This is a genomic window from Mesorhizobium sp. M7A.F.Ca.CA.002.15.2.1 (assembly GCF_003998715.1).
GTDB lineage: Bacteria > Pseudomonadota > Alphaproteobacteria > Rhizobiales > Rhizobiaceae > Mesorhizobium > Mesorhizobium ciceri.
This window is the reverse complement of sequence record NZ_RZPI01000520.1, coordinates 1-4,119: the sequence shown is the minus strand read 5'-3', so window position 1 is coordinate 4,119 and position 4,119 is coordinate 1. Positions and strand designations below refer to the sequence as shown.

The 4,119-nt window shown below is 63.0% G+C and carries 2 protein-coding genes and 1 pseudogene; 2 read left to right on the top strand and 1 reads right to left on the bottom strand.

The window, feature by feature from the left end:
- Positions 1-1,134 (top strand): annotated as a pseudogene (locus ENZ74_RS24085) (hypothetical protein); the annotation flags it as partial.
- A gap of 12 nt (positions 1,135-1,146) precedes the next feature.
- Here ENZ74_RS24085 and ENZ74_RS24080 read toward each other — a convergent pair.
- Positions 1,147-2,679, bottom strand: a complete 1,533-nt coding sequence (locus ENZ74_RS24080; protein ID WP_013531455.1) for an acyl-CoA carboxylase subunit beta — start codon at positions 2,677-2,679, stop codon at positions 1,147-1,149.
- 409 nt (positions 2,680-3,088) lie between these two features.
- On the opposite strand from ENZ74_RS24080, the gene ENZ74_RS24075 reads away from it, so the two are divergent.
- A partial coding sequence (locus ENZ74_RS24075; RefSeq protein WP_164761167.1) for a DEAD/DEAH box helicase occupies positions 3,089-4,119 on the top strand: 1,031 nt, incomplete at its 3' end.

The window sequence follows — 4,119 nt, the reverse complement described above, 5'->3', positions numbered from 1 at the left end:
GGCGTCTATGAGATTCCCGACGAGTTCCTGGCCAGAAAGATCATCTCATGGTCGACCTTCGGCAGCGCGCGGCAGGCCAATCATCCGTTTACGCAATTGTTCCAGCCCAAGGAATTCGCATCGCTCGATTATTCCACGCTAAAACTGGTGCGCACGCCGGAAGCGCTGGTCGAGCGGCTGGACAATGGCGCCTGCCAAGGTTGCCATCAGGCCGGTTCCACTGCCGGCTTCCATTTCATCGGCCTTGACGACAAGACGACATCGCCGCTCAACCGCATCGAGGTCGACATCTCGCCGCATCTTCATGCCGAGATCCCGCGCCGCCAGGCCTGGCTGCGCGCTACAGCTGAGGGCAGGGAGCCAAACCGCTTCCGTCCGCTCTCCTTTGCGCCGCCGGCAGCCTGGACGGACGCCGCGGTCGACTACGCGCCGGCCGAGATGGCCATGCCGTGCCTGATGCCGGAAGATGCGGACCGCTTCGGTGCGACCTGGAAATGCGGCGGCGGCACCGTCTGCACGCCGCTGGCCACCGCTTCGGGCGTGCACACGAAACTGGCGCAATGCCTGCTGCCCAAGGACAGCGAAAAACTGTTTTCCGGCCATCCCTGCCTGACCGGCTCGATCGCCAGCAATGCGGCGCAGCCTTTCAACGACCGCTACAGCAAATCGGGCCAGTTCGCGGCCTTCGCGCCTGCCGCGTCGCGCACCGCCTACACCTGCCGTCCGCCGAAGATCGGCGTGCCGGGCGGCATCGCCTATCGCGGCTGCGACGACAAGGACCGTGCCTTCGCGGCCTTCAAAGCTGGCAAGCCGATGCCGAACGAGATTTGCGGGCTGGTCGGCGGCAAGAAATTCGACATCTGCGTGGCCACCAACAATTTCGACCAATGCCTTGGCGGCGCCGTCAATCGCGGCAACCGGCCGGCCTGTTCGGCCGATCATTTCTGCCGCGAGGACTATATGTGCCAATCGCTGCCGCCGGACACGCCGGGCATCGGCAAAGTGAAAGGCATCGGCTTCTGCTCGCCGACCTATTTCATCTTCCAGATGCGCATCGACAATCACGCGACACCGTGGGGCAGCCCTGTCCGCGCCACCATGGGAGCGGGGTTCGGGGCGGCGGAAGAGGAGTGAGTTGCCGGCGTCTCACAGCGGGATGTTGTCGTGCTTCTTCCAGGGGTTCTGCATGTCCTTGTTGCGCAGCATGCGGAGCGCCCGCGCAATACGGCGGCGGGTCGAGTGCGGCATGATCACCTCGTCGACATAACCGCGTTCGGCGGCGACGAAGGGCGACAGGAAGCGATCCTCGTATGCCTTTGTATGGGCTGCGATCTTTTCGGCATCACCGATGTCCTTGCGGTAGATGATCTCGACCGCGCCCCTCGCACCCATCACCGCGATCTGTGCCGTTGGCCAGGCATAGTTCATGTCGCCGCGCAGGTGTTTTGAGGCCATCACGTCATAGGCGCCGCCATAGGCTTTTCTGGTGATGACTGTGATCTTCGGCACGGTGGCCTCGGCATAGGCGAACAGCAGTTTCGCGCCATGCTTGATCAGCCCGCCATATTCCTGCGCTGTACCGGGCAGGAAGCCGGGGACATCGACGAAGGTGACGATCGGAATCGAAAAACAGTCGCAGAAGCGCACGAAGCGCGCCGCCTTGCGGCTGGCGTCCGAATCGAGCACGCCGGCCAGCACCATTGGCTGGTTGGCGACGAAGCCGACCGTGCGGCCCTCGACGCGCCCGAAGCCGGTGACGATGTTCTTGGCGAAATTCTGCTGGATCTCGAAGAAGTCGCCTTCGTCGGCGACCTTCAGGATCAGCTCCTTGATGTCGTAGGGCTTGTTGGCGTTGTCGGGAATCAGCCGGTCGAGCGACAAATCATGGTCGGTGACCGACTGGTAGCATTCGATCTCGGGAAGCTCCGATGTGTTGGAAGCCGGCAGCAGGTCGACCAGCCGGCGCATCTGCAGCAGCGCCTCGACGTCATTGTCATAGGCGCCGTCGGCGATCGAGGATTTCGTCGTGTGGACGGAAGCGCCGCCGAGACTCTCGGCGGTCACCGTTTCGTTGGTCACGGTCTTCACCACATCCGGTCCGGTGACGAACATGTAGGAGGTATCGCGCACCATGAAGATGAAGTCGGTCATGGCAGGCGAATAGACATCGCCGCCGGCGCATGGACCCATGATGACGGAAATCTGCGGGATGACGCCTGAGGCAAGCACGTTGCGCTGAAAGATCTCGGCATAGCCGCCGAGTGCTGCGACGCCTTCCTGGATGCGCGCGCCGCCGGCATCGTAGAGGCCGATGATCGGCGCCCGGTTGCGCAGCGCCATCTCCTGTACCTTGATGACCTTCTCGGCATGCGCTTCCGACAGCGAGCCGCCGAACACGGTGAAATCCTTGGCGAAGAGATAGACCGGGCGGCCGTTGACCGTGCCCCAGCCGGTGACGACGCCGTCGCCGGCGATCTTGGTCTTCTCCATGCCGAAGTCGGTCGAGCGGTGTTCGACATACATGTCGAATTCCTCGAAAGAGCCCTCGTCGAGAAACACCTCGATGCGTTCGCGCGCGGTGAGCTTGCCCTTCTTGTGCTGGGCATCGATGCGGGCCTGGCCACCACCCATGCGGGCGATCTCGCGGCGGCGCTCGAGTTCCTTCAGCACGTCCTTCATCGATTACCTCCCAAGCCAGCGGCATTTCGTGGTAATCGTGCCGGCAAGCGAGCGCAAGCGCCGCTTGCTCCGTGGATTTTGCTGCGCTGCAGCATGACGCCCCTTGCATTTGGTGGCGAACTGGGCCATATGCGGCGGCATAGGCGCTTGGGCCGGGACTTATCCGGCCTTCTCGACGAATGAGACTGGTTGCGTCTGTTTTCCCTCTTTCCGGTATATCGGCCCTTTTTCCGGTAAATCACAAAGCGGCGAAAAAGCCCCGTGGCATGATGCCTGCGGGCACGACAGCGCAGCCGAGTGGACGAACCCGTCCGCCCGCCTTGTCGTTTCATGAAAATTTGTTCGACGGCAGGTTGCGCCCTGCCGCCATCGATGTTTGCGGCCAGAAGCCGCGTGAAAGAAGATTATTTTGACCAACGAAAACACTTTGCCCGGTAGCAACACTGCGGAACTCACCGGTTTCGCGGCACTGGGTATTACGGGCGCGCTGCTCAAGGCCACCCACAACGCCGGCTTCACCGAGCCGAAGCCTATCCAGGCGCAGGCGATCCCGCCGCAGATGGAAGGCCGTGACATTTTCGGCATCGCCCAGACCGGCTCCGGCAAGACCGCGGCCTTCGCTCTGCCGATCCTGTCGAAGATCATCGCACTCGGCACCAAGCGCCGGCCGAAGACGGCGCGTGCGCTTATCCTGGCGCCGACGCGCGAACTCGCCGTGCAGATCGAGGACACGATCAAGATCCTCGCCAAGGGCGCGCATGTCTCGACCGCGCTCGTGCTTGGCGGCGTCTCGCGCTTCAGCCAGGTGAAGAAGGTTGCGCCCGGCGTCGATATCCTGATCGCAACGCCCGGCCGGTTGACCGACCTGGTGCGTGAGGGCGACCTCATGCTTGCCGACACCAAATGGCTGGTGCTCGACGAGGGCGACCGCATGCTCGACATGGGCTTCATCAACGACGTCAAGCGCATCGCCAAGGCGACCGCGCCCGATCGTCAGACGGTGCTGTTCTCGGCGACCATGCCCAATGAAATCGCCGAACTGGCCAAGGGCCTGCTGAAGAACCCGATCCGCGTCGAAGTCGCGCCGCAAAGCACGGCAGCGGCCGAGATCGTGCAAGGCGTCGTCTTTGCCCGCACCAAGCAGAAGCGCCAGGTGCTGTCGACGATGCTCGCCGATGAGGCGATGAAGTCCGTCATCATCTTCTCGCGCACCAAGCATGGTGCCGACAGGGTGACCAAGGACCTCGAGCGCGATGGCTTCAAGGCCGCCGTCATTCACGGCAACAAGTCGCAGAACGCCCGCCAGAAAGCGCTGAACGATTTCCGCGACGGCTCGGTGCGCATTCTGGTGGCGACCGACATCGCGGCGCGTGGCATCGACGTGCCCGGCATCAGCCATGTCGTGAATTTCGACCTGCCGGATGAAGCCGAGAGCTACGT

What these genes read in the sequence shown, in the direction of transcription:
- ENZ74_RS24080 (WP_013531455.1), bottom strand. Translation starts at nt 2,679, where the DNA reads ATGAAGGACGTGCTGAAGGAACTCGAGCGCCGCCGCGAGATCGCCCGC.